The sequence below is a fragment of the Archangium violaceum Cb vi76 genome (genome assembly GCF_000733295.1).
In the GTDB taxonomy this organism is placed as follows: domain Bacteria; phylum Myxococcota; class Myxococcia; order Myxococcales; family Myxococcaceae; genus Archangium; species Archangium violaceum.
In genome coordinates, this window is record NZ_JPMI01000055.1 from 33,268 (window position 1) to 51,793 (window position 18,526).

General features: G+C 70.1%; 17 protein-coding genes. 12 read left to right on the forward strand and 5 right to left on the reverse strand.

What is annotated here, in order from left to right; all coding sequences use genetic code 11:
• The first annotated feature begins 2 nt into the window (after nt 1-2).
• The gene (gene tagF, locus Q664_RS09120; RefSeq protein ID WP_043392291.1) at nt 3-932 is read left to right on the forward strand and encodes a type VI secretion system-associated protein TagF; all 930 of its coding nucleotides are present in this window, start codon (nt 3-5) and stop codon (nt 930-932) included.
• Nucleotides 933-1,262: 330 nt separating this feature from the next.
• On the opposite strand, the gene Q664_RS60705 is transcribed toward tagF, so the two are convergent.
• Nucleotides 1,263-1,697 carry a hypothetical protein gene (locus Q664_RS60705; protein ID WP_052517882.1) on the reverse strand — a complete coding sequence of 145 codons (435 nt, stop codon included), beginning with the start codon at nt 1,695-1,697 and terminating at the stop codon, nt 1,263-1,265.
• A gap of 35 nt (nt 1,698-1,732) precedes the next feature.
• On the opposite strand from Q664_RS60705, the gene Q664_RS60710 reads away from it, so the two are divergent.
• The 9 genes from Q664_RS60710 to Q664_RS09165 all read left to right on the forward strand — a co-directional run bounded on the left by Q664_RS60710 (nt 1,733) and on the right by Q664_RS09165 (nt 12,286).
• Nucleotides 1,733-2,638: a type VI secretion system domain-containing protein gene (locus Q664_RS60710; protein ID WP_052517883.1), complete on the forward strand. Its 906-nt coding sequence runs from the start codon at nt 1,733-1,735 to the stop codon at nt 2,636-2,638.
• 81 nt (nt 2,639-2,719) lie between these two features.
• Nucleotides 2,720-3,217, forward strand: a complete 498-nt coding sequence (gene tssB / locus Q664_RS09130; RefSeq protein WP_043392293.1) for a type VI secretion system contractile sheath small subunit — start codon at nt 2,720-2,722, stop codon at nt 3,215-3,217.
• Nucleotides 3,218-3,238: 21 nt separating this feature from the next.
• Entirely contained in the window at nt 3,239-4,723 is a 1,485-nt protein-coding gene (gene tssC, locus Q664_RS09135; RefSeq protein WP_043392294.1) for a type VI secretion system contractile sheath large subunit, read from the forward strand.
• 114 nt (nt 4,724-4,837) lie between these two features.
• Nucleotides 4,838-5,329, forward strand: coding sequence for a type VI secretion system tube protein TssD (gene tssD / locus Q664_RS09140; protein ID WP_043392295.1), 492 nt, complete (start codon nt 4,838-4,840; stop codon nt 5,327-5,329).
• A 62-nt stretch (nt 5,330-5,391) separates the two neighbouring features.
• The gene (tssE, locus tag Q664_RS09145) at nt 5,392-5,790 is read left to right on the forward strand and encodes a type VI secretion system baseplate subunit TssE (protein WP_043392298.1); all 399 of its coding nucleotides are present in this window, start codon (nt 5,392-5,394) and stop codon (nt 5,788-5,790) included.
• A gap of 10 nt (nt 5,791-5,800) precedes the next feature.
• On the forward strand, nt 5,801-7,552 hold the full coding sequence (tssF, locus tag Q664_RS09150; RefSeq protein ID WP_043392300.1) for a type VI secretion system baseplate subunit TssF: 1,752 nt from the start codon (nt 5,801-5,803) through the stop codon (nt 7,550-7,552).
• 23 nt (nt 7,553-7,575) lie between these two features.
• Nucleotides 7,576-8,556, forward strand: a complete 981-nt coding sequence (gene tssG / locus Q664_RS09155; protein WP_052517884.1) for a type VI secretion system baseplate subunit TssG — start codon at nt 7,576-7,578, stop codon at nt 8,554-8,556.
• 68 nt (nt 8,557-8,624) lie between these two features.
• The gene (gene tssH / locus Q664_RS09160; RefSeq protein WP_052517885.1) at nt 8,625-11,276 is read left to right on the forward strand and encodes a type VI secretion system ATPase TssH; all 2,652 of its coding nucleotides are present in this window, start codon (nt 8,625-8,627) and stop codon (nt 11,274-11,276) included.
• Between the two features lie 8 nt (nt 11,277-11,284).
• The gene (locus Q664_RS09165; protein ID WP_063934674.1) at nt 11,285-12,286 is read left to right on the forward strand and encodes a hypothetical protein; all 1,002 of its coding nucleotides are present in this window, start codon (nt 11,285-11,287) and stop codon (nt 12,284-12,286) included.
• A gap of 15 nt (nt 12,287-12,301) precedes the next feature.
• On the opposite strand, the gene Q664_RS57535 is transcribed toward Q664_RS09165, so the two are convergent.
• Both Q664_RS57535 and Q664_RS09175 read right to left on the reverse strand, forming a co-directional pair.
• Nucleotides 12,302-12,985, reverse strand: a complete 684-nt coding sequence (locus tag Q664_RS57535; protein ID WP_063934675.1) for a hypothetical protein — start codon at nt 12,983-12,985, stop codon at nt 12,302-12,304.
• A gap of 38 nt (nt 12,986-13,023) precedes the next feature.
• Entirely contained in the window at nt 13,024-13,929 is a 906-nt protein-coding gene (locus tag Q664_RS09175; protein ID WP_152622004.1) for a hypothetical protein, read from the reverse strand.
• Between the two features lie 71 nt (nt 13,930-14,000).
• Between Q664_RS09175 and Q664_RS09180 the strand changes: the two genes are divergently transcribed.
• On the forward strand, nt 14,001-15,635 hold the full coding sequence (locus Q664_RS09180) for an N-6 DNA methylase (protein WP_043392305.1): 1,635 nt from the start codon (nt 14,001-14,003) through the stop codon (nt 15,633-15,635).
• Between the two features lie 87 nt (nt 15,636-15,722).
• A complete protein-coding gene (locus tag Q664_RS09185) occupies nt 15,723-16,295 on the forward strand; it encodes a superoxide dismutase family protein (protein ID WP_084609654.1) in 573 nt (190 codons plus the stop codon).
• A gap of 27 nt (nt 16,296-16,322) precedes the next feature.
• Here Q664_RS09185 and nagA read toward each other — a convergent pair whose 3' ends face one another.
• Both nagA and Q664_RS09195 read right to left on the reverse strand, forming a co-directional pair.
• Complete coding sequence (gene nagA / locus Q664_RS09190) at nt 16,323-17,486, reverse strand: N-acetylglucosamine-6-phosphate deacetylase (RefSeq protein ID WP_043392307.1); 1,164 nt, start codon at nt 17,484-17,486, stop codon at nt 16,323-16,325.
• Nucleotides 17,486-18,520 (reverse strand): SIS domain-containing protein, encoded by a 1,035-nt coding sequence (locus Q664_RS09195; RefSeq protein ID WP_235216619.1) that lies wholly within the window; start codon nt 18,518-18,520, stop codon nt 17,486-17,488. Before Q664_RS09195 ends, nagA begins: the two co-directional genes overlap by 1 nt.
• Nucleotides 18,521-18,526 lie beyond the last annotated feature (6 nt).

Sequence of the window (18,526 nt, forward strand, 5' to 3'; positions counted from 1 at the left end):
GGATGACGCAGGCGCCTCACATCGGGATGCTGGGCAAGGCTCCGCGCCACGCGGAGTTCGTCCGGCACAACGCGGCCAGCCCCCTGGCGCGGTACCTCTTCCGCTGGATGGAGGAGAGCACCGGCCGGCTGCACGGGGCCCGGAGCGCGTTGCCCACCACTCCCGTCAGCTTCGTCTTCACCGCCCCCGGCGAGAGCTCGGTGCTGGTGGGCGTGCTGGCGCCGAGCTCGGACAGTGTGGGGCGTGCCTTTCCGCTGGCCATCTTCCAGGAGCTGTCCGCCGCCGACGTGGCCGGACGCTACGCGCTGCTGCCGGAGACCCACCAGCCGTTCCTCCGGGCCAGCGAGGCCCTGCTGCGCGAGGCCGCATCCCTCGACGTTCCCCGATTGCAAGAGCGCACGGCGAAGCTGCCCACCGCGCGGCCCGGCGACCTCCGCGTGGCCGAGCGGCTCCGGGAGGCCCTGCTGTCCGAGAAGCGCTGCACGGAGCTGCTCCAGCACGTCATCGGAGACCGTCCCGCCGAGGGGCGCTACTACGCGCTACACACCTTCCTCACCGCCTGCACGGGCGAGCGCCACCGAGAGCAGGGCATGGCCGGCGTCATGCTGGACTGTCCCTACCCCTCGCACATGGGGCCCGTCACCTGGCTGGAGCTCTCCACGCGGCTGCTGCGCTGGGCCGCCCAACCCCCGTCCTTCTTCTGGTCCGACGGGCAACAACCCCGGCTCCTGCTCTGTCTGGGCGCCGCGCCCCCTACCCTCCTGCTGCACCTCGCACAACCCACGCGTCCGGGCACCAACGTCTGGCCCCTGCGCACCGACAAGCCCGCCGCCATGGAGCAGGCGAAGCAGGCCCTGTCCGCTTCGCAGCGCCAGGTCATCGATTCCTCCCACAGCACGCTCGAGCAACTCCTGCGTGCCCTCGCACGCTGAAGGCGCGCCCACCATGACGCCCTCTTCCACCGACAGCCTTCGCGAGCGCGCCAGCCAGTGGCTCGAGCCCATCTCCACCGAGGCGCCCGCCGGTGCCCCGTCCAAGCACCACCCCTCCTACGAGAGCGTCTTCTCGGAGGTGGCCCGGCTCGAGTCCCCCACGGGCGAGGCCGTGCGTTGGGACGAGGTCGTCCGCAATGCCGGAGAGCTGCTGCGGACGACCACCAAGGATCTGTGGCTGGCCTCCTACTTCGCCTACGGGCTGTACATGACGGAGGGCCTCCCCGGCGCCATCACGGGGACCACGCTGCTGGCGGAGCTGACCGAACGCTACTGGCAGGGCCTCTTTCCCGAGGCCTCGCGCCTGCGCAGCCGGGGCCTCGCGCTGTCCTGGTACGTGGAGCGCATGAAGCACGTGCTCCCCACCATCCAGGCCGACAGCACCACGCCCGCCGTGGTGGAGGCCCTGTCCACCGCCGTGTCGAAGCTCGCCGAGGTGACGCGCACGCGCCTCGCCTCCCAGGGCCCGGCGATGGGACCGCTCCTCACCCCCCTCGAGCGGCTGCGCGCGAGCATGCCCACCGAGGCCACGCCTCCCGCGGTGGCCGCGCCCACGCCGTCCGCTCCGGCCACCCCCGCTCCGACGCCCGCACCGGACACCGCCGCGCCACCTCCCGCCGCGCCCGCCCCCGTGGCCCCGCCCGCGCCGGTTGCCGCCACGCCCCGCGCCCGCCGCGCCGCCTCCCGCCGCGCCGCCTCCCGCACCGGCCGCGCCCCTCCATGCCTCCCAGCTCCCCGCCGTGCCCAGCGGCGACCTCAGCAGCGCGGATGCCGCCACGGACTTCCTGCGCAACATCGGCTCGGCGCTGACGAGCGCCTCCGGAGTCATCCGCCGCGCCAACCCGGCCGACCCGCTCTCCTATCGCCTGCTGCGCACCGGGCTGTGGCTGCACATCACACAGTCACCTCCCACTGGCTCCAATGGCAGGACATCCCTCCCGCCCCTGCCCGCCCATCTGCGCACGAAGCTGGAAACCCTCTCAACCCACTCCCGCTGGGTGGAGCTGCTCGACGAGTGCGAGTCCGCCCTGGCGCAGTATCGCTTTGCGCTGGACCTGCAACGTTTCAGTGTCCATGCCCTGTCATCACTGGGTGACACCCATGCCGCCGCGCGCGAGGCATTGCTGTTGGAGCTGAGCAGTCTTCTCAAGCGCCTGCCCACCGTGGTGGAGCTGGTGGCGTCGGATGGCACGCCCATGGCGGACGGGGCCACGAAGGAGTGGCTCAAGCGCGAGGTGCTCGCGAAACCCGGTACCGCGCCACGTGCCGCCATCTCCATGCCGCTTCCTCGCGGGCTCGAAACTTCCGCCCCGGGTGCGGCTCCCGAGGGCGACGCCCAGGCACTGCTCGCCTCCGCCACCACGGCCCGCGCGCTCTTCGTCGCGCGGCTGCAATTGGCTCGCATGCATGCCCAGGCAGGACAACTCACCACCGCCCGCGCGCTCTACGAGGTGCTGGATGCGGAGTGCACCGCGCACTCTCTTGATTCCTGGGAACCGGCACTCGCCGCCGCCTGTCTCGAGGGATTCCTCACCTGTACCCTGGCCACGAAAGAATCACAGGACATCCTGGTAGGAGATTACTGGATCCGTTATCGTCGTCTCGTCCAGCTCGACCCCGCTGCCGCCCTGCGCGTTCAACCCTGACATCCGGGCAGCACTCACGGACAAGCGTCACCTGGCGACGACCCACGCATCACCCACCTCACGTGAGAGGAGAAGCAGCAGATGAGCAAAGAGAGTTCCGTCGCCCCTACCGAACGCGTCAACATCGTCTACAAGCCCGCTACGGGCAACATGCAGGAGCAGGTCGAGCTGCCCCTGAAGATGTTGATGATGGGTGACTTCACCGGCCGGCAGGATGACCGCCCGCTGGAGGATCGCGCCCCCATCAACGTGGACAAGATGAACTTCACCGAGGTGATGGCGCAGCAGAACCTCAAGGTGGACATCTCCGTCACGGACAAGCTGTCCAACGAGGAAGGCGCCAACCTGCCGGTGTCCCTGCAGTTCAAGAGCCTGGCGGACTTCGCTCCCGAGAGCATCGTCAACCAGGTGCCCGAGCTGCGGAAGCTGCTGGAGCTGCGCAGCGCGCTCAACGCCCTCAAGGGGCCCCTGGGCAACGTGCCGGCCTTCCGCAAGAAGCTCCAGGCGATGCTCGCCGACGACGAGGGCCGCAAGCGCCTCATCAGCGAGCTCGGCCTCAACGGTGGTGAGACCAAGTAGTCCAGAGCGGGAGCGAGAATCATGAGCACTCAGACCCAGACCCAGAATGCCGCGGGCGCCGCGGCCGCCGTTTCGCCCTCCCTGCTCGACGAAATCCTCTCCGAGGCGAAGATCAAGCCCAAGGACGAGGGCTATGACATCGCCCGCAGGGGCGTGGAGGCCTTCATCGCGGAGATGCTGGCCCCCAACCGCTCCGAGGAGCGCATCGACAAGGCCCTCGTCGACGCGATGATCGCGGAGATCGACAAGCGCCTGTCGTCCCAGGTCAACGAGATCATGCACCACGAGGAGGTCCAGAAGCTGGAGTCCTCGTGGCGCTCGCTGAAGTTCCTCGTGGACCGGGTGGACTTCCGCGAGAACATCCGCGTGGAGATGCTCAACGTCTCCAAGGAGGATCTGCTCAAGGACTTCGAGGACTCGCCCGAGGTGGTGCGCAGCGGCCTGTACCGGCTGGTGTACTCCAACGAGTACGGCGTGTTCGGTGGCAAGCCCTACGGCCTGCTGCTGGGCAACTACGACTTCGGCCCGGGCCCGCAGGACATCGACCTGCTGCGCAAGTGCGCGTCCGTGGCGGCCATGGCCCACGCGCCCTTCATCGCCAACACCAGCCCGGAGATGTTCGGCGAGCAGAACTTCCTCAACCTGCCCAACCTCAAGGACCTCAAGTCCCTGTTCGAGGGTCCGCAGTACGCCCGGTGGCACTCGTTCCGCGAGAGCGAGGACGCGCGCTACGTGGGCCTGTGCATGCCGCGCTTCCTGCTGCGCCTGCCGTACGGTGAGAAGACCATCCCCGTGAAGGCCTTCAACTTCACCGAGGACGTCGTCGGGCAGCACGACAAGTACCTGTGGGGCCACGCCTCCACGGCGTTCGCCACCCGCGTGGCGGACTCGTTCGCCAAGTTCCGCTGGAGCCCGAACATCATCGGCCCCCAGTCCGGTGGCGCGGTGGAGATGCTGCCGCTGCACCAGTACGAGGCCATGGGGGAGATCCAGACCAAGATTCCCACCGAGGTGATGCTCACCGAGCGGCGCGAGTACGAGCTGAGCGAGGAGGGCTTCATCGGCCTGGTGTTCCGCAAGGACGCGGACAACGCGGCGTTCTTCTCGGCCAACTCGGCGCAGAAGGCCAAGTTCTTCGGCAGCACGCCGGAGGGCAAGGCGGCGGAGACGAACTACCGGCTCGGCACGCAGCTGCCCTACATGTTCATCATGACGCGGCTGGCGCACTACGTGAAGGTGCTCCAGCGCGAGCAGATCGGCAGCTGGAAGGAGCGCTCGGACCTGGAGCGCGAGCTCAACCAGTGGATGAGCCAGTACATCGCCGACATGGATGACCCGGCGCCCGCCGTGCGCTCGCGCCGTCCGCTGCGCGCCGCGCGCGTGACGGTGGAGGACGTGGAGGGTCAGCCCGGCTGGTATCGTTGCAGCCTGCAGGTGCGCCCGCACTTCAAGTACATGGGCGCGTCCTTCACCCTCTCCCTGGTGGGCAAGCTGGACAAGGAGTGAGCCCGTCGCACCCGTGACACGTGGTTCCGCTGATTCCGGGCTCCATCAACGCCGGGCCCCCCACCAGGGGCCCGGATTTCCGCGCCGTACGCGGCGCATACAACGAGGTGGCGAATGGCTGAGACTGTACACCTGTACCTGAAGGCGAACGGCACGGAGATCAAGGGTGACAGCACCCAGACGAGCCTGGGCCGCGAGGGCTCCATCGAGTGCGTGTCCTTCGAGCACGAGGTCATCACCGCGCGCGAGTCCGGCTCCGGTCTGGCGACGGGCCGCCGTCAGTACCCGCCGATGACGATCGTCAAGCGCATCGACAAGGCCTCGCCGCTGCTGATGAAGGCGCTGTGCGAGAACCAGGTCATCGAGGCGACCTTCAAGTTCTTCCGCCCCAACCCGACCGGCGACGGCACCACCGAGCAGTTCTACACCATCGCCATCAAGAAGGGCCGCATCAACAGCATCAAGCAGCACGTGCCGGACAGCTTCATCCCGACCAGCACCAACCTGCCCGCCATGGAGACGGTCACGTTCGTGTTCCACACGATCGACTGGACCATCACCAACGGCGGCGTGACGCACACTGACACCTGGGACACCCAGCGCTAGTCCGTCGTGCCTGTGGAGCGCCCGGGTGAATCCCGGGCGCTCCAGGGCCGAGCCCGCACACCATGGCCGAACGAGGACTCCTGACACGTCTGGCCTCCAGCAGCCACGGCTCGCTGGCGCCCCGCGGCAACGCGGTGGCCGCCATCTCCGAGCACCTGCGGGCCCTGCTCAACACCCGGAAGGGAGAGGCCGTCGCGGCCCCTGCCTACGGCATCATGGATTTCAACGACATCATCCACATCCTCCCGGCGGCCATCCCGAGGATGCAGCAGTCCATCCGCACGGCCATCCAGGAGTTCGAGCCGCGGTTGAAGAACGTCGTCGTCACGCACGTTCCCGACGAGCAGGACCCCACCGCCTTGCGGTTCGACATCATCGCGCAGCTCAACATCAAGGACGCGCGCGGCACGGTCCGCTTCCACACCGAGCTGAAACCCGGCGGCCGGATGGAACTCTGGTGAAAGGGCGAGGATGTTCAGCAAGTACTACCTGAGCGAGCTCAACTACCTCCGGGAGATGGGCCGGGCCTTCGGGCTCGCCAACCCGAGCGTCGCCGGCCTGCTGGTGGAGCGCGGCGCGGACCCGGACGTGGAGCGGCTGCTGGAGGGCTTCGCCTTCCTCACCGCGCGCATCCGCGAGCGCGTGGAGGACGACGTTCCGGAGATGGTGCAGGGGCTCACGGAGTTGCTGCTCCCCCACTACCTGCGCCCGGTGCCCGCGTGCTCCATCGTGGAGTTCACGCCCCAGATGCGCGCCCTGCGCGGCCGCTCGCGCATCGCCGCGGGCGCCGAGGTGGCCTCGACGCCCCTGGATGGCACCAGCTGTGTCTTCCGCACCACGCACGACGTGGACCTGCTGCCGCTCAGCGTGCAGGACGCCCTGCTGGACCGCTCGTCCGTGTCCTCGCCCGTGCTGCGCCTGTCCTTCCAGACGACGGAGCAGGGGCGTGAGGAGCTGCAGAAGCCCCATGGGCTGCGCCTCTTCATCCACGGCGACATGTCCGCCAGCGCGCTCATCATGCTGTGGCTGCTGCGCTACTGCCGCCAGATACGCGTGCGCGGCGCCACCAGCGGGAACGAGGTGGTGCTGGACCCCAAGCGGAGCATCCGCCCGGTGGGCTTCGATCGGCACTTCCGCCTGCTGCCCTGGCCCCGGGCGTTCGACGGGTACCGCCTGCTCCAGGAGTACTTCACCCTGCCGGAGAAGTTCCTCTTCTTCGAGGTGCATGGCCTGGAGGCGGCCGCGTCCGCGCTGGAGGAGCGCTTCGAGATTTCCTTCCACCTGGAGCGCCCGCCGCCCCTGGACGCGCGCATCACCCGGGAGATGTTCCGGCTGCACTGCGCCCCCGTCATCAACCTGTTCCGGGCACCAGCCAATCCGCTCTTCCACCACGCGCTGGGCCGCGAGCACCTGGTACGGGCCGCGGAGCTGCAGCCCCAGCACGCGGAGGTGTACTCCGTGGACTCGGTGACGGGCCTGACGGCGGGCCGCAGCGAGCGCCGCACCTACCGCCCCTTCCACGAGTTCGAGCACACCCAGGGCGAGGGCTCCGAACCCTCCTTCTACCGCCTGCGGCGCATCCACTCCCCCGTGGATGACGGCATCGACACCTACCTCACCCTGGAGACGCCCCGCGACGTGGCGCCCACACTCGGGACCGAGGAGGTGCTGTCCATCGATCTCACCTGCACCAACCGCTCGCTGCCCGCGCGGCTGCAGGTGGGGGACATCACCCAGTCCACCCCGGCCTCGCCCACCAACGCCAAATTCAAGAACATCACCCCGGTGAGCCGCCCGGCCCGCGCGCCCCTGGGCACGGAGCTGCACTGGCGGCTGCTCTCGCACCTGGCCATCAACCAGCACTCCATCGCGGATGGCGCCGCGCTGCGCCGCCTGCTGGACCTGTACAACTTCCAGGCGCTGGCGGACAACCTCGCCGCCCGCGCCAGCCGCCTGCGCATCAACGCCATCCGCACCGTGGAGAACAAGGCCCTCACCCGCTTCCTGGAGGGCTCGCCCGTGCGTGGCAACCGGGCCCTGGTGGAGCTCGACGAGACGAATTTCATGGGGGTGGGAGACGCCTTCCTCTTCGGGTGCATTCTCGATGAGCTGCTGGCCTCCCACGTCACCCTCAACTCCTTCAACGAGCTGGCCATCCGGCTCCAGCCCTCGCAGACAGAGTTCGCATGGCTTCCGAGGAACGGCTTCCTGACCCTCTTGTAGAGGCGGCCCGGTTGCTGGGGGGAATGGCCAAGGAAGTCGGCTTCTTCCAGCTCGTGGCGTACATCGAGCGGCTCACCGCCGGGGCGGCCCGCGTGGGCAGCGTGGGGCCGGTCATCGAGGAGATGATCCGCTTCCGGCATGATTCCTCGCTGGGCTTCTCCTCGGGGGACGTGAGCGAGGTGACGCTGCGCAAGGTGCCCGTGCGCGCGGAGGAGCCGTACGCCCGGCGCCAGCTCTTCGAGGTCGTCACCCACTTCCTGGGACTCACCGGCTCGGTGAGCCCGCTGCCGATGTACATCGCCGAGGAGATCGCCCAGGAGGACCCGGACCACGCCGTGCGCCGGGAGTTCCTGGACCTCTTCCACCACCGGCTGCTGTCGCTGCTCTACCGCATCGAGTCCAAGTACCGCGTCACCAGCGAGTCCAACTCCACCAACACCGATCAGTGGTCGCGCCGGCTGCTGGCGCTCGCCGGTTTCGACACGTACGAGAGCGAGCGCACCAGCAAGCTGCCCACGCGCAAGCTGCTGCGCATCGTCCCGCTGCTGGCCTCCCGCGCGCGCACCGCCGAGAAGATGGAGGCGGCCCTCGAGGACGTGCTCGGCGACAGCCTGGAGGGGGCCCGGGTGCGGGTGGAGCAGTTCGTGGGCCGCTGGGTGGACATCGACGCCCGGCTGCAACTGGGCCGCAACAACCACATCCTCGGCAGGAATACCGTCCTGGGCGGCAAGGCCTTCGATCGGATGGGGAAGATCAAGATCCACATCGAGCCCCTGCCCACCCACCTGTACCGGAAGATGATGCCGGGCGGAGACCTGCTGCCCCAGGCCCGCGAGGTGGTGCGGCTCTTCCTGAAGGATCCCCTGGAGTACGAGTTCGAGCTGGGCCTGACGGAAGGCGTCACCCAGACGTTCAACCTCTCCAGCACGCAGTCGGCCCAGTTGGGGCGGGACACGTGGCTGGGCAAGGGCAGGCAGATCCGCCTCTCGATTCCGGTCGTGTGACACACGGCCCCGGGAGCGCCGGCAACCGACGGCGCTGACGCTCCCGCCAGACATTCCGCCGTCCCCTGTTGGAGGGTGCCGCCATCCGAGTCGAACCGAAAGCCCTCGTCCGCCGCCTCACGCCGACGGCCACCCGCACACTGGAGGCCGCCGTCGCGCGTGCCAGCAGTGGGCGCTTCTATGAAATCGTTCCCGAGCACATGCTCGCGCAGATGCTCGAGCCGGAGGACTCGGACGTCGCCCGCCTGCTGCAGCACTTCCAGGTGGACCGCCGCCGGCTGGCCGCCAGCATGGAGCGCGCCCTCCAGGGCCTGCGCTCCGGCAGCGCGGGCCGTCCCGTCTTCTCCGAGACGCTCTTCCAGTGGTTCGAGGACGCCTGGCTGATCGCCTCCGTCGAGCAGGGCGCGACCCGTCTGCGCTCCGGGGCGCTCTTCGCCCAGTTCGTCACCCGCCGCAACCGCTACACCGCCGAGCTCTTCCCCGAGCTGGACGCCATCTCCCGCGACGAGCTGATGGCCGCCCTGGACGCGGTGCTGAGGCCCTCGCCGGAGACGATGGAGGTGGGCCCCGAGTCCGTTGCCGGAGGCGCCACGCCCTCCGCGTCCGCCCAGGGTGGCGCCGTGGGCGGCGAGGCGCTCGGCCGCTTCGCCACGTCCTTCACCGGCCGCGTACGCGAGGGGAAGATCGATCCCATCTTCGGCCGCCACCGGGAGATCCGCCAGATGGTGGACATCCTCTCGAGGCGCCGGAAGAACAACCCCATCCTCGTGGGCGAGCCGGGCGTGGGCAAGACGGCGCTCGTGGAGGGCCTGGCCTGGGCCATCGTGAAGGGCGAGGTGCCCGACGCGCTGAAGAACGTGGAGCTGATGGGGCTGGACCTCGGCGCGCTGCAGGCCGGCGCGGGCGTGCGCGGCGAGTTCGAGAACCGCCTCAAGTCCGTCATCAACGAGGTGAAGGCCTCGCCCACGCCCATCATCCTCTTCATCGACGAGGCGCACACGCTCATCGGCGCCGGGGGCACCGCGGGCGGGAGCGACGGCGCCAACCTGCTCAAGCCGGCGCTCGCGCGTGGAGAGCTGCGCACCATCGCCGCCACCACCTGGGGCGAGTACAAGAAGTACTTCGAGAAGGACGCCGCGCTCGAGCGGCGCTTCCAGCCCGTCAAGGTGGACGAGCCGGGCGTCGAGGACGCCGAGTTGATGCTGCGCGGCCTGCGGCCCACCTACGAGGCCTCCCACGGCGTCACCATCCGCGACGAGGCCGTCTCCGCCGCGGTGCGCCTGTCCAGCCGCTACATCTCCGGCCGCCAGCTCCCCGACAAGGCCGTGGACCTGCTCGACACGGCCGCCGCACGCGTGAAGATCGAGCTGTCCACCAAACCCGACGAGCTGGTGGCGCTCGAGCAGGAGATCTCCGCCCTGGAGCGCGAGCGCGACGCGCGCAAGCGGGACCTGGCCGAGGGCCACCCGGGAGACGCCGAGGTGGTGGAGACGCTGGAGCGCAAGCTGGCCTCCGTGCAGGACAGCCGCGTCTCGCTGCAGGCCCGGTGGGAGACGGAGCGCACCGCGGTGAGCGCGCTGATGGAGGCACGCAAGGCGCTGCTCTCCGCTCCGGCCGAGGCGGACAAAACGCCCCTGAAGGCCGCGGTGGACGAGGCCGCGGCGAAGCTGGCCCAGGCGCGTGGCGAGGAGCCCCTGGTGCACGCGGAAGTGGACGCCGACATCGTGGCGCGCGTGGTGGCCAGCTGGACGGGCATCCCCGTGGGCAAGATGCGCAATGATCTGCTCACGGCGGTGCTGGGCCTCGAGTCGCGGCTCACCGAGCGCGTGCGCGGCCAGGAGCCGGCCCTGCGCAAGGTGGCGGAGATCATCCGCATCTCCCAGGCGCGCATCAACAACCCGGACACCCCCATTGGCGTGCTGCTCTTCGTGGGCCCCAGCGGCGTGGGCAAGACGGAGACGGCCCTGGCACTCGCCGACGTCCTCTACGGCGGCGAGCGCTTCATGACCACCTTCAACATGAGCGAGTTCCAGGAGAAGCACACCGTCTCCCGGCTCATCGGCTCGCCGCCCGGCTACGTGGGCTACGGCGAGGGCGGCCTGCTCACCGAGGCCGTGCGCCAGCGGCCCTACTCCGTCGTGCTGCTCGACGAGTGCGAGAAGGCCGACCTGGAGGTGATGAACCTCTTCTACCAGGTGTTCGACAAGGGCGTGCTCAACGACAGCGAGGGCCGCGCCGTCGACTTCCGCAACACCGTCGTCATCCTCACCAGCAACCTGGGCTCGGACATCCTCATGAAGATGCACGAGACGGGCGCCACGCCCACCGCCGAGGAGATGATCGCCAAGGTGCGCCCCGCCCTCAGCAAGCACTTCAAGCCCGCCCTGCTGGCCCGCATGACCATCGTCCCCTACGCCCCCGTGGGCACGGACATCATGCGGGAGATCGTCGCGATGAAGCTCGACAAGCTCTCCAAGCGGCTGTTCTCCGCCCACGGCGTGGAGACGACACTCGCGCCCGAGCTGCTCGACGAGCTGGCCCGCCGCTGCACCGAGGCCGAGACGGGTGCCCGCAACGCCGAGCACATCCTGCAGGGCTCGCTGATGCCCGCCATCTCGCGCGAGCTGCTCGAGCGCATGGCCGGCGGCTCGGTCCCCAAGCGGCTGAACATCTCGCTCGACCCCCAGGGGGGTTGGGATATCCGGTTCGCCGAGGCATGAGGAAGCCCATGAAACAACGACTCCTGGCCACAGCCCTCGTACTCACCCCACTGCTGGGCTGCGCCACCGTTCCAAGACCCCAGCTGTGCGAGGCCACGGTCGGCGCCCGCGAGCGCTCCTACCCCACGCCCGACACGTGGTTCGGCCTGTTGCTGCACGGCTTCGACCCCCAGCACGGCGCGGCCCCTCGCCCGTCCGTGGACTGCTCCGGCGCTCCCGTGGCCTGGGAGGAGCCCGCGGCGGACGAGTGCCGCGAGGCGGGCCCCCAGCCCAAGCCGCTTCCCCCCAAGGAGCGGCTGGACGAGACGGACCTGGTGTTGGAGACCACCCAGGCCAACGAGCGGCTGGTGTGGGTCATCACGCGCCGTTTCGACAATGGCGAGGGCCTGGGCCCCGTGGCCCTGGTGGAGCGCACGAAGCTGGGCTTCATCGTCCGCGGCCTGGGCTCGCTGCGCGGCATGACGGAGAACGTGCGGCTGCGCATGGAGCACGTGGGCTCCACGGACGTGCTGGTGGCCGAGGGTGACTCCTGCACGAAGGAAGAGCCCCAGGTGTGCCGGCGGGCCGCTCGCATCCTGCCGCTGCGCAGCGGGCGCTTCTTCTCGGAGGCCGTGTCCGACTCCGAGCGCGCCTGCCTGGGCGCTGGCTGGTTCCCCCTCAGCCGCGTGCAGACCTTCGAGATGCCCAACGGCCTGCGCCGCAAGTTCGAGCTGACGTCCACCCTCGTCTTCAACTCCGGCGACATCACCGTCCAGGAGCAGGTGTCGGTGAGCGACTCGGACCCGAAGCAGCCCGCCATCCCCGAGCGCCTCTACCGCCGCGCCCAGAACGAGCGGAAGCTGAAGGTGGAGGAGAACCTGCTGGTGGGCAGCGCGCCCTCGCTGTGGACGCGCATGGTGGAGCTGCAGCTCCAGGCCGGTGCCAAGGCGATGCCCGACGTGCCCACCGTCGTGCCCGCGCCTCCGAAGGAAGATCCGAAGGCGACGGGCACGGCCAAGGACATCCCCTGAGGAGACGCCGCCGGCTCACAGGCCCGCGGCGAGCCCCTTGCGCAACGCCTGCGCGGGCGGCACGGGAGCGGAGGGATCCACCGAGACCTTCCCCGTGTCGCCCTCGAGGGCCGCCACCGTGTTGCGGCCCTTCGCGAACGCCACCCGGGCGATGCGCCGCAGGTTGTCCCGCCCGTTGGGCTCCTTGCCGATGAGCCGCAACGCGTGCGCCACCGCGTTCATCGCGTCCTCCAGCGCGCGCCGCCCCGGCTCCGTGTCCAGCTCCACCCAGTCCACCTCGAAGCTCAGCGGCTTGCCGCCCAGCTTCGCCTCTCCGGGCCAGAACTGCTCGGTGATGCCGTGCGCCAGCCGGTCCGCGTGCCGCAGCAGATCCTCCCGGTTGAGCGCGGGCCGCAACAGGAAGGGCACCTGGTTGAGCACCGCCGGCGAATCGACCGTCACGGCGATGACCGAGGTGAACTCCACGTACGTCACCGACTCGCTGCGCGACAGCAGCCCCTCCTTCGCGGACGCCAGCAGGATGGCCTCGCGCGGGAGGTAGTCCAACAGCACCCCCGACAGCCTCACGCCCTGCGCCAGGTGCAGGGTGAGCGTGAAGGTGGGGACGTCCTCCCCCGCCCGCCCACGCGCCACCTGCGCGGCGAGCGCATCCAGCATCTTCTCCACGCGACGTGCGACCAGCCGCTGCACCCCTTCCATGCGCTGCGCCTCCTGTGTGTCGGGTGTCCGGTGCCGCTTCAGCGCCCGCCCCGGCGGCGGGCCTCGGCATCCATCACGCGCTTCTCTACCTTGACCCGGGCGAAGTTGGAGAACAACCCGTCCGGCTGCACGCCCTGCAACGCGCGCATCTGCTGCCGGAGATCCTCCAGCGTCTTCTCCGCCCGCGCCCGCCGCGTGGCCAGTTCCGCGTTCGATGCGAAGCGGATGGACAGCATCGTGTCCACGTCCACACGGCCGTCCAGCTCGCGCTCCTGCAGCTCGAGGGAAATGGGGCTCGGCGCCGGGTCCTCCAGCGTCCTCGCCACCAGGGTCCGCAACTCCTGGGCCCTCGCGCGCAGGGCCTCCGCGTCCGTGGCGGCCTCCAACCGCTCCATGCCCGCGGCCAGTGCATCCACCAGCGGCGTCACCGCCTTGCGGCCCGGAGCGGACAACAGTTGCGTGACGTAGGCGTCCATTCCGTCCCCTCCGGCCTGCTCCACCACCTGGCGCAGCAGCGGGAGCCAGTCCGCCTTGAGCTGCTCGCGCACCGACGCCACCGGAGCCCTGGCCTGCCCGGCCTTCTGGAGCGCCTCGTCCAGGCCCTTCAGGACGGCCCCGGCCGGGAGTACGCCCCGGGGGGCCGCCGAGCGATCATGCCAGCGGCTCTGCCGGACTTCCGGCGCCACCCCGGTGAAGGCCGGAGCGCCCGGGCTCGTCGTCTCTCCGCTGAGCGACGGCATGCCCGCGTTGCCGCGCGACTTGTCGAAAACCGGGCGCCCCGGGTTGGTGGGGATGTCCGATGTCTCGAAGCCATCCCCTCGCGAGCGCGCGGGCACTCGCGGCAGCCCGAGCCTGCGCGGCTCGATCGTCGTCGGCTCGTCGTCGTCCTGCCCCAGCGGCACGCCCCGGATGGGACCCTTTGGTTTCGACGGAGGTGGCGGCATGAGGCTCCTGAAAGCGATGTTGCTACGGTATGGCACGGCACGCAAAGCCGCCCGGGGTAGGATGGAGGCGGATGCCGCGTGCCCCCCATGCCCCTCCCGTCCTCGATGAGGAGGCGCTCGTCCATCAGTTCCCCGGTCTCGACCGGCGCGCACTCGGTGCCTTCTACACTCCCGCGCCGCTCGTGGAGCGTACCCTCGCGCTCGCGCTCGCCCATGCCGGGAACGGGCCGCTCGCCGTGGTGGACCCCGCCTGTGGTGCCGGTGCCTTCCTCGCCGCCGCCGCCCGCGCCCGCCCCGAGGCCCACCTCTCCGGCCTCGAGCTCTCTCCCGACGTGGCCCGCCTGTGCCAGGAGCGCGTCCCCGGTGCCGATGTCCGCGTGGGGGATGCACTGCGCGGTGGGCTCGAGCCCCTGCTCGCGAGCCTCCCTCCCGCTCGCCAGGAAGTGTGGATCGGCAACCCGCCCTACAACGGCACCTCCTCGCTCCTGAAGGACCGCGACGCCTACGCCCGCCTCCGCGCCCTGCTGCCCCTCGCGCTGCCCCAGGGGACCAGCCTGCGCGATGACTTCGCCTTCTTCCTCCTGCTCGCCGCCCACCGGCTTTCTTCACGCCCCGGCGTGCTGGCCTTCATCACCCCCACCAGCCTGCTCGACGCCTTCCTCTACGCACCCCTGCGCGAAACGCTGCTGCGCATGCTGGCACTGCGGGAGGTCGTGGACCTCGGTCCCGGTGCCTTCGCTGGTACCCAGGTGCGCACCTGCATCACCGTGTGGACCTCTCCTCCGGATCCGCGCGTGAGGCCTGTCTACTCACGGGCCCTGGATTCGCGGCCCGCGTACACCCGGCACCCTCACCCCGTCCCTCTCCCGGAGGGCGAGGGGAGTTTGACGCCCTTCATTCCCGAGGCCCCCGAGTGGCGTCTCGCTCCCACTCCTCCCGACGCCGCCGAGCTGGATGCCCGCTGGCGCTCCGAAGGAGAGCCCCTCGATACCCTCGTTCCCGTGAGTCTCCCGGGCGTGAAGACCCGCTTCGATGAGCTGCTCGTCGATGGCGATCCCCAACGGCTCCTCACCCGTCTCGAGGACTTCGCACGCTCACCCCTGGAGGCGCTCGAGGACTTCTCCCTGCGCCATGCCATCCCTTCCGCACTGCTGCCCAAGCTGCGCGCCTTGAAGGAGGGGCCTCCCTTCACGGTGGAGCCCTCCTGCGTGCGCCCCTTCTTCCGCTACGCCGGTGCGCGCCACCGCGGCACCCTCCCCCCAGAGTCCCGCGCCTTCTGCTATCTGGACCGGCGCCTCATCCCTCGCGGCGATCACCGCCTCCGCGGTCCGTGGGATCCCCATCGCGGCGCCGTGAAGCTCCTCTTCAACGTGCGAGAACTGCCTCTTTCCGCCGCGCTCCTGGAGGAAGAGGGCTGTGTGCACGATCACCGCCACGCCCGCTTCGCTCCCCTGCTCGTGCCCCAACGCGTGCGCGACGAGGGACTCGACATCACCCGCGTCACCCGCTCCGAGAGCGCCCTGGGGCCCCTCGTGCCCAACCTCTCGCCCCGAGGGCTGGCCTGGGCGGAACGGCTCGGCGGCCCGCTCGCCGCCTACCAGCGCATCGTTCACTTTCTCAACGGCTCCGACGTGCAGCACCGCTGGGCTCCCGTATACGGCGCCTCGCGCGTGGTGCCCGTTCCCCTGGCCGCTCTCCAGCCTTGAGGAACACGCCCAGCGCATTAGTGTCCACCTTCACTCTCGTTCCGGAAGTCCGGAATGGGAATTCCCGCAGTGAAGGAGACATCGGTCATGAAGACTCGCGCGCTGCTCACCGCCGCTGTGCTGTGCCTCGCCGGCCCCGCGTTCGCCCAGGGCAAGGCCCCCGCCGCCAAGGAGAAGGCCGCAGCCAAGAAGGACGAGAAGGCCGCCGCCGCTGCCGCTGGTGCCACCGCCAAGGCCGAGCTGAAGGACCAGAAGGGCCAGTCCGTGGGCGAGGTGACCCTCACCGAGACGCCCCATGGCGTCCTCATCAAGGGCTCGCTCTCCAACATTCCCCCGGGCGAGCACGCCATCCACATCCACGAGGCGGGCAAGTGCGAGGCCCCCTTCCAGACCGCCGGTGGCCACCTCAACCCCCACAAGAAGAAGCACGGCGTCCTCGTGCCCGAGGGCAAGCACGCGGGCGACCTGCCCAACCTCCACGTGGACGCCGACGGCAAGGTGCAGTTCGACGTCTTCGCCCACGGCCTCAAGCTGAAGGACATGCAGGACCAGGACGGCGCGGCCGTCGTCGTCCACGCTGGCGCGGATGACTACAAGAGCGATCCCGCCGGCAACGCGGGGGACCGCATCGCCTGCGGCGTCGTGCAGGTGCAGAAGTAGCCTCGTCGGACGGCGTGAGGTGGCAGGTCAGGACCACTGCTCCTGGCCCGCCACCCACGTGGCGAGCACCGTGAGATCCTCCCTTAGCAGCGTGAGATCGGCACGATAGCCCGGCGCGAGCCGGCCCAACTGTCCGTCCAACCCGAGGTAGCTCGCGGGATGGAGCGACGCCATGCGCAGGCACTCCTCGAGCGGCAGCCCGAGCAGCCGGACGCAATTGCGCACCGCCGTCACCATGTCGATGTCGGCACCGGCCAGCGTTCCGTTCCCGGTCACGAGGCGGCCCTCCCGGCGCAGGATGGTGCGGCCATACAGCGTGAACGAGGACGCCTCGGTGCCGACCGGGGGCATGGCGTCCGTAACCAGGAAGACCCGGCCGGGCGGCTTGCTCTTCACGAGCAGGCGCAGCATCGCCGGATGGACGTGGATGCCATCCGCGATGACTCCGCACCACGCCTCGTCCGCTTCGAGCGCGGCCACCACCGGCCCCGGCTGACGGCTCTGCGCGGGCGGCATGGCGTTGAACAGGTGGGTGAATCCTCGTACACCCGCGGCCAGGGCCTCGCGCGTCCGCTCATACGTCGCCGCCGTGTGGCCCGCCGAGAGCACCACGCCCGCCGCCGCGAGCCGCCCGATGACGGCATCGTCCACGCACTCCGGCGCCAACGTCACCACCAGCCGGCCTCCCCGCACGGCCAGGCGCTCCGGCAGCGCGCCCAGGTAATCCACCTCCCCTGCATCGGGCACTCGGATGAAGCGCGACTCGTGCACCCCGGGCCGCTCGCCGCTGATGAAGGGACCCTCCAGGTGGATGCCGAGCACACCGCTCGCGGGCCGGCGCATCGCCTCGAGGGCGGCCTCACAGGCCTCGCGCATCCTGCCCGGCGCATCGGTGATGAAGGTGGGCAACAGCCCCGTGGTGCCCGAGCGCCGGGCGGCCGCCGCGATGGCGAGCGCGGCCTCCGGGGTGGGCGTGTCGTTGAACAGCACGCCTCCCGCTCCGTTGACCTGGGCATCGAGGAAGCCCGGCACCAGCAGCGTGCCCTCGGGCAACCGCTCCACCCGGGCTCCGGCCGGCACGGCGTCCAAAGGCACCACCGCACGGATGCGCTCGCCCTCGAGCACCACACCGTGGTCCTCGAGCATTCGCTCACCGGTGAAGAGGCGTGCTCCCGTGAGGATGCGTGTCATCACACCGTCTCCGTCACCTTGCGCAGATGCGCGGGAACATCCGGGTCCATCCCACGCGCCACCGCCAGCCGGTGGACCGACATGTAGAAGCTCTGCACCTGGCACAGGGGCGCGATGGCGCTCGGCACACCCGGGACCACGGGCAGGAGCTCGGCTCCCGGCACCGCGAGCACCGAGCGGATATCCGCCCCCAGCTCCACCATGCGGCGCACCACGCTCCGCGTCCCCTCCGCCGAGCTGTCCTCCTGCCCCAGCGCCAGCACGGGGAAACCCCGGCCCACCAGGGCGAGCGGACCGTGGATGACCTCGGCGGTGCTGAAGGCCTCGGCGTGCAGCCGGCATGTCTCCTTGAACTTCAGCGCCATCTCGAGCGCCGCGCCAAGCCCCACTCCCCGCCCGAGCACGAACAGATTGTGCGCCCCCGTGAGCCGCTCCAGCGCCGGCCACCAGTCCAGCGCGCGCGCCGCCTCCAGCGCCTCCGGCAACCGAGAGACAGCGTCCCGCAACACCGCCTCCCCGGACCAGTGCGCCACCAGTTGCAGGAAGGCGAGGCCGGAGAGGATATAGGACTTCGTGGCGGCCACGCTCCGCTCGGGACCGGCGCACAGCGGCAGCCCGATGTCGCAGAGCGAGAAGAGCGGCGAGTCCTCGTTGTTGACGAAACCGATGACCAGCGCGCCTCCCGCTCGGGCCACTTCCGTCAGACGCAGGAGGTCCGGACTGCGGCCAGACTGCGAGACGGCCACGAAGAGGCACTCCCGGAAATCGAAGCCCCGGGTGTTGTAGACCGAGGCCACGCTCGGCCCCACCGAGGCCACCGCGCGCCCCAGTGTGGTCTCGATCAGGTACTTGCCATAGCTCGCCGCGTGGTCGGAGCTGCCCCGCGCGCAGGTGACGACGAAACGCGGAGGACGCTGGCGCAGCCGCTCACCCAACCCGGCGAAGGCTCCCTCGCAACGGGAGAGCTGTTGGCGAGCAGCCTCGGCCGACTGGGCGGCCTCGAGCGCCATGGCGGGAAGGGAGGAGGTGTCCACCCTTCC

Excerpts from the sequence above, each read along its gene's own strand:
- tagF (WP_043392291.1), top strand. The coding sequence starts at position 3 with ATGACGCAGGCGCCTCACATCGGGATGCTGGGCAAGGCTCCGCGCCAC.
- tssB (WP_043392293.1), top strand. The coding sequence starts at position 2,720 with ATGAGCAAAGAGAGTTCCGTCGCCCCTACCGAACGCGTCAACATCGTC.
- tssC (WP_043392294.1), top strand. The coding sequence starts at position 3,239 with ATGAGCACTCAGACCCAGACCCAGAATGCCGCGGGCGCCGCGGCCGCC.
- tssD (WP_043392295.1), top strand. The coding sequence starts at position 4,838 with ATGGCTGAGACTGTACACCTGTACCTGAAGGCGAACGGCACGGAGATC.
- tssE (WP_043392298.1), top strand. The coding sequence starts at position 5,392 with ATGGCCGAACGAGGACTCCTGACACGTCTGGCCTCCAGCAGCCACGGC.
- tssF (WP_043392300.1), top strand. The coding sequence starts at position 5,801 with ATGTTCAGCAAGTACTACCTGAGCGAGCTCAACTACCTCCGGGAGATG.
- tssG (WP_052517884.1), top strand. The coding sequence starts at position 7,576 with ATGGCCAAGGAAGTCGGCTTCTTCCAGCTCGTGGCGTACATCGAGCGG.
- Q664_RS09165 (WP_063934674.1), top strand. The coding sequence starts at position 11,285 with ATGAAACAACGACTCCTGGCCACAGCCCTCGTACTCACCCCACTGCTG.
- Q664_RS57535 (WP_063934675.1), bottom strand. The coding sequence starts at position 12,985 with ATGGAAGGGGTGCAGCGGCTGGTCGCACGTCGCGTGGAGAAGATGCTG.
- Q664_RS09175 (WP_152622004.1), bottom strand. The coding sequence starts at position 13,929 with ATGCCGCCACCTCCGTCGAAACCAAAGGGTCCCATCCGGGGCGTGCCG.
- Q664_RS09180 (WP_043392305.1), top strand. The coding sequence starts at position 14,001 with ATGCCGCGTGCCCCCCATGCCCCTCCCGTCCTCGATGAGGAGGCGCTC.
- Q664_RS09185 (WP_084609654.1), top strand. The coding sequence starts at position 15,723 with ATGAAGACTCGCGCGCTGCTCACCGCCGCTGTGCTGTGCCTCGCCGGC.
- nagA (WP_043392307.1), bottom strand. The coding sequence starts at position 17,486 with ATGACACGCATCCTCACGGGAGCACGCCTCTTCACCGGTGAGCGAATG.